The organism is Methylobacterium sp. WL120 (genome assembly GCF_008039465.1).
Lineage (GTDB): Bacteria > Pseudomonadota > Alphaproteobacteria > Rhizobiales > Beijerinckiaceae > Methylobacterium > Methylobacterium cerastii.
Genome location: NZ_VRUT01000055.1, coordinates 22,373 through 28,372 on the forward strand (window position 1 = coordinate 22,373; position 6,000 = coordinate 28,372).

Genomic DNA, 6,000 nt, shown 5'->3' on the forward strand with positions numbered 1-6,000 from the left:
ACGCCCCGATCCGTCATCGCACGGATCGGGACAGAGAACTGAAGCCTCGCCTCAGTTGCCTTTGGCTTTGCCGATCTCGGCCTGCAACTCCGGCACGATCTGGAACAGGTCGCCGACGAGGCCGTAATCCGCCACCTGGAAGATCGGGGCGTCCTCGTCCTTGTTGATCGCGACGATGACCTTCGAGTCCTTCATGCCGGCCAGGTGCTGAATCGCGCCGGAGATGCCGACCGCGACGTAGAGGTCGGGCGCCACCACCTTGCCGGTCTGGCCGACCTGCCAGTCGTTCGGGGCGTAGCCGGCGTCGACGGCCGCGCGCGAGGCGCCGACGGCGGCGCCGAGCGTGTCGGCCAGCGGCTCGATCAGCTCCTTGAACTTGTCGGCCGAGCCGAGCGAGCGCCCGCCGGAGACGATGCTCTTGGCGGCGGCCAGCTCCGGCCGGTCGGACTTGGCGATCTCCTCGCCCTTGAAGGTCGAGCCGCCGGCGGCGGGCGCCGCCGCCGTGACCGCCTCGACCGGCGCCGCGGCGCCGCCCTCACCGGTCGCCTTGAAGGCGGCGGTGCGGACGGTGATGACCTTCTTGCCGGCGCCGGCCTGGACCGTCTGGATCGCGTTGCCGGCGTAGATCGGGCGCTCGAACGTGTCGGGCGAGATCACCTTCATGATGTCGGAGATCTGCGCCACGTCGAGGAGGGCGGCCACGCGTGGCAGGATGTTCTTGCCGGTGGTGGTCGCCGAGCAGACGATCGCGTCGTAGGGCTCGGCGATGGCGACGATCAGGGCTGCCACTGGCTCGGCCATGTCGTGGTCGTAGGCTGCGTCGTCGGCGAGCAGCACCTTGTCGACGCCGTCGAGCTTGGCGGCCGCGTCGGCGGCGCCCTTGCTCCCGGCGCCGACGACGAGGGCGTGGATGGGGGCGCCGAGTTCCTTGGCGGCGGTGAGCGCCTTCAGGGTGCCGTCCTTGATCTCGGACTGGCCGTACTCGACGAGGAGGAGGGTGGTCATCGGTTCAAACCTCTGATCTCGGATGGGGCGCGCGCTCGACCGGGAGCGGGAGCGCGCGCAGTCGGGACTAGATGACGTTGGCCTCGGTCTTGAGCTTCTGCACGAGCTCGGCGGCCGAGCCGACCTTGACGCCGGCCGAGCGGCCCGGCGGCTCGGTGGTCTTGAGCACCTTGAGCTTCGGGGTGACGTCGATGCCCAGTGCGTCGGGCGACATCTCCTCCAGCGGCTTCTTCTTCGCCTTCATGATGTTGGGCAGCGAGGCGTAGCGCGGCTCGTTGAGACGCAGGTCCGTCGTCACGATCGCCGGCAGCTTGAGCGACACCGTCTGCAGGCCGCCGTCGACCTCGCGGGTCACGTCGAGGCTGCCTTCGCCCGCCTCGATCTTGAAGGCGAAGGTGCCCTGCGGCCAGCCGAGCAAAGCCGCGAGCATCTGGCCGGTCTGGTTGGAATCGTCGTCGATCGCCTGCTTGCCGAGGATCACCAGCTCTGGGCTCTCCTTCTCGACGATCGCCTTCAGGATCTTGGCCACCGCGAGGGGCTCGCAGACCGTATCGGTCTTCACCAGGATCGCACGGTCGGCACCCATGGCGAGCGCGGTGCGCAGCGTCTCCTGGGCCTGCTGCGGCCCGATCGACACGGCCACGATCTCGGTGACCTTGCCCTTCTCCTTCAGGCGAATCGCTTCCTCGACCGCGATCTCGTCGAAGGGGTTCATCGACATCTTCACGTTGGCGAGTTCGACCCCCGAGCCGTCGGCCTTGACGCGAATCTTGACGTTGTAATCGACGACCCGCTTGACGGGCACCAGAACCTTCATGGCGGTCTACTTCCTCCGCGTTCGGATTGTTTTGATCGGTGGAAACCGGAGCGCCGCGATCGGCCGCTCGCACAGGGCGCGGACCGTAACGGCCACATTTCCGCCTTGTCAACGCGGCGCGCGCCCGCGCTTTCGAAAAGCCGCGGCCGGCCGACGAAGGGCGTTCGCTTCTACGGTACGGAGATGGGCGCGTGCGGCCCGGCTCATTGCAACCGGTGCTAGCTACCGGTTCTTGCCCGGCACCCAGAGCACGTCATCGACGCCGTCCGAGTTGGCGGCGCGGCTCGCCACGAACAGGAAATCCGAAAGGCGGTTGAGGTACTTGAGCGCTTCCGCGGAGACGATCTCACCCTCGGTCGCCGCGAGCGCGACCGCGAGCCGCTCGGCGCGGCGGCTGACGGTGCGGGCGAGGTGGAGGGCGGCGGCCGCCGGGGAGCCGCCGGGCAGCACGAAGGACTTGAGCGGCGCGATGTTGGCGTTCAGCGCGTCGATGTCGGCTTCGAGCCGGGCGACCTGCGAGGCCACGATCCGCAGCGGCTCGTAGGCCGGGGGCGTGTCGCTCGGCGGCGTCGCGAGGTCGGCGCCGAGGTCGAACAGGTCGTTCTGGATCGCGCCGAGCATCGCGTCGAGGCGCGGCTCGGCGTGCTGGCGGGCGAGCCCGACGCAGGCGTTGGTCTCGTCGACGGTGCCGTAGGTCTCGACCCGCAGGTCCGCCTTCGAGCGGCGCTGCCCGTCGGCGAGCGCCGTGGTGCCCTTGTCACCGGTCCGTGTGTAGATGCGATTGAGGGTGACCACGGGTCCGCCGACGCTTTCAGATCAGAAGGTGTAGCCGAGCTTGCCGCCGAAGTTCGTCAGGCCGCGATTCTCGCCGCACAGGCCGGCGTTCGACATGTGCTCGACGGTCGCCATCACGCTCCAATGCTCGGTGATGCGGAAGCCCAGCGCCGCCGCCTCGCGGAACAGCGGCGAGCAGCCGAGCGAGTTGAAGCCGTAGGGGGCGAGCGCCTTCGGGCCGGTATAGCCGTTATGCGCGGCGCCGCCGAAGAAGCCGTCGATGAAGACGCGCCGGTCGAAGGTCTCGGGGAACAGGTCCACCGACCAGGTGGCGCCGAGGTAGGCGTAGCTGGTCCGGCCGCCGGTGTTGTAGCTGCCGCCCACGGTCGCGCGCGGCACGAAGGCCTGCCAGAACGGGTCGGCGCTCACCAGCGGCTTCGTGAATAGGATTTCGCCGTTGACGTTCTGCTTCTCGAAGCCGGGAAGCTTGCCCTCGGCGCTGCCGGGATCCTGCACCGAGCCACCGATCCGAACCTCGGAGACGATGCTGAGGGGCTGCACCGGCGGCGCGTAGGCCGCGGGCCGCGGCGCGTACCCGAGATCGGCCGCCGCGACGGGCGAGGCGATCGCGAGGGCCAGCGCGCCGGCGACGAGACGGTGGAAGGTGGGCTTCATGCGGGGACGGATCCGGATTGAACCCGGAATCCCTAGCATGCTTGGCTGCGCCCGGATCGCCGTTTCATCCGCGCCGGGGTGGAATGCCGACCGGTGCGGCCCGCCGGTCACAGTCGCGCGCCCTCAGGCGGAGCGCCACCAAGCCACGCCCATGATCACCAGGATCGCCACGAACTGCAGCAGCACGCGCAGCCGCATCAGGCGCTGCGACAGGTTCGCGTCGCCGCCACGCATCATGTTGGCGAGGCCGAGGAGGAGGATGACGGCCACCGCGAGGCAGGCGACGAGGACGACGGTGTTGCCGGACATGGTGGGGGGATCTCGCAGTGCGTTCGGCGCCGCTTATAGAGGCTTCGCGGCGGCGGCGGCAGGGGCGAAGCGCCGCTGGCGCCAGGACGGGCTCCCCCGCCAGCACAGAGACGCCTCCAGAGCCGTCATTCCGGGCTCGCCTGCGGCGCCCCGGAATGACGGGCCGCGCAGGACGGTCGGCGGCGTGCCATCAGTTCCGGCGCAGCAGCCGCTCGAAGTAGTCGAGTTCTTCCTGCGGACGCGTCGGGTCGCCGAGCTTGCGCCGCAGCTCCTCCATGATCCGGCGCGCCCGCTGGACCGCGGATTCGTCGGCCGTCGGCACGCGCACGCGGCCGTCGCTCATGTCGCGCCCGCGGGTCGGGCGGCCGAGCGGGTCGTCGTCCTTGGCGCCGGCCTGGCCCTGCTGGCCCGGCTGCTGGCCGTCGGGCTTGTCGCCCTGGCCTTCGCCCTCGGCTTCGGCCGATTCTTGCATCTGTTGCTGCATGCCGTCGGCGCCGCGCTTGAGCCCGTCCAGCGCACGGCCCTGCGCGTCGACGGCGTCGCCCTCTTGCCCGTCCTTCAGCGCGTTCTCGGCCTCGCGCATGGCATCCTCGGCATCGGACAGGCCTTCCTCGCCCTTCATGCCGTTCTCCTTCATGCGGTTCTGCAGGTCCTGCAGGCGCTCGCGCAGGGCCTGCTGGCGTTCGCCGACGCCGCCCTGCTGGCCCTTCTGCTGGCCCTTGCCCTGCTGCTGTCCCTGTTGACCCGGCTCCCCTTGGCCCTGTTGGCCTTGCCCCTGTTGACTTTGCCCCTGTTGACTTTGGCCCTGCTGGCCGGGGCTCTGCTGCCCCCGCTGGCCGGGCTTCTGCCCCTGCTGGCTGCGGTTCGGCGGCCGCTGGCCCTGCTCGGGGCCGGGCTTCTCCTGGCCTTCCTTGAAGGTCTCGTCGCGCAGGCCCTGCTGCTCGCGGGCCATCTGGTCGAGCTCCTTCATCTGCTTCTGCATCTCGCGGGCGGTCGGATCGGACTTGCCGCCCTGCTCGGCGCTCTGCAGGTTCTCGAGGATGTTGCGCAGCTGCTCCATCAGGCGCTGCGCCTCGGCGGTGTCGCCGCGCTTCATCGCCTCGGCCATGTCCTTGAGCATCTTGTCGAGGTCGTCCGGCGTCACCGACTTCGACGGCTGGCCCTGCTTGTCGCGCGAACCCTGCTCGCGCGGCTGCTTGCTTTGCTTCTCGGCAAGCTCCTTCATGAACTTGTCGAGCGCCTGCTTCAGGTCCTGCGTCAGGCGCTTGATGTCGTCGTCGGGCGCGTTCTTGTCGATCGCCTCCTTGAGCCGGTCCTGAGCCTGTCGAAGCTTCTTCTCGGTGTCCGAGAGGTCGCCGTCTTCGATCTTGAGAGCCATCTCCCAAAGCAGGTCCGCCACCTCGGTGAGGGCGGCGTCGTTCCCGGCTGCGCGCAGGCGGCGCGCCGCGGTCTTCAGGCCGAGGAACACGCCCGGCTGCGGCGTGAACAGGTCCGGTGCGACAAGCAGGGCGTCGAGCGCCATCTGCACTCGGACGCGGCCCTCGTCCGGCGTCACGACCAGGCGGCGGCGCTCTTCTGCCAGCGCCCGCGCCAGGGGATCGCGGAACGGACGGGCCGGCAGCACCATCTCGGTCGCCGGCGTCCGGCCTTCCTGGCCGGCCTCGTCCTTGACGAGGTACGTGAAGCGCACCCGCGCGCCGGACCAGGGGTTGTCGGTGAGGTCGACGAGCGTCTTGGTGTCGGTCTCGCCGTTGGCGTCGCCGGGCAGCGCCAGGGCGATCCGCGGCGGCGGCGCCAGCGAGCGCGTGCCCTCGATCGGCTCGACGACCCCTTCGGCCGAGGCGATGCCGTAATCGTCCTTGGCGCGGTAGCTGAGGTTGAAGGTGCCGCGCCCGTTCACCTCGGGCCCGCCGACGGCGTGGACCTCCGGCGGCAGGTCGGGGATCGCCTCGACCACCAGGCGCTGGGTCTGGCCCGGCGCCGCGATGGTCAGCGCGGCGCTCGGGCCGACGATTTGGAACCGGTCCTCGCGCAGGTCCGGCCGCGGCTCCTTGCCGGGCACGGCCTTGAGGCCGGCATCCGGCGTCAGCACCGTCTGCGCCGGACTTTCGCCCGCGATGCGCACGATCAGCTGCGAGTTCACCGGCACGCGCAGGCGCTGCTCGCCCCCGGACATGGCGACCGCCAGCGGCGGCAGCCGGGTGTAGAGCGGCGGGTCGATCCAGGCGTCGATGCGGTAGCTCGGCCCGGCGGACGCGGCTTCGCGCCAGTCGAACGCACTGCCGAGGCGCTCGCGCCATTCCGGGCCGGCGACGAACAGGCTCGCCACCGCCGCGACCACGAGGCCGGCGCGCAGGGCCAACGGGTCGTGGCGCGGCATGCCCGGGCGCGGCAGGCCGACGCGCAGCCGCGCCCGGGCA

General features: G+C 70.5%; 6 protein-coding genes. All 6 read right to left on the bottom strand.

Annotation, left to right across the window (positions count from 1 at the left end; genetic code table 11):
• Positions 1-51: 51 nt before the first annotated feature.
• Positions 52-1,005, bottom strand: coding sequence for an FAD-binding protein (locus FV229_RS12385; RefSeq protein ID WP_147752271.1), 954 nt, complete (start codon positions 1,003-1,005; stop codon positions 52-54).
• Between the two features lie 67 nt (positions 1,006-1,072).
• The gene (locus tag FV229_RS12390; protein WP_147752272.1) at positions 1,073-1,822 is read right to left on the bottom strand and encodes an electron transfer flavoprotein subunit beta/FixA family protein; all 750 of its coding nucleotides are present in this window, start codon (positions 1,820-1,822) and stop codon (positions 1,073-1,075) included.
• 222 nt (positions 1,823-2,044) lie between these two features.
• Positions 2,045-2,617, bottom strand: a complete 573-nt coding sequence (locus FV229_RS12395; protein ID WP_147752273.1) for a cob(I)yrinic acid a,c-diamide adenosyltransferase — start codon at positions 2,615-2,617, stop codon at positions 2,045-2,047.
• 21 nt (positions 2,618-2,638) lie between these two features.
• A complete protein-coding gene (locus FV229_RS12400; RefSeq protein ID WP_147752274.1) occupies positions 2,639-3,271 on the bottom strand; it encodes an acyloxyacyl hydrolase in 633 nt (210 codons plus the stop codon).
• Positions 3,272-3,394: 123 nt separating this feature from the next.
• Positions 3,395-3,580, bottom strand: coding sequence for a twin transmembrane helix small protein (locus FV229_RS12405; RefSeq protein ID WP_147752275.1), 186 nt, complete (start codon positions 3,578-3,580; stop codon positions 3,395-3,397).
• A 190-nt stretch (positions 3,581-3,770) separates the two neighbouring features.
• The coding region (locus FV229_RS12410; RefSeq protein WP_147752276.1) for a TIGR02302 family protein at positions 3,771-6,000 on the bottom strand (2,230 nt) is incomplete at its 5' end.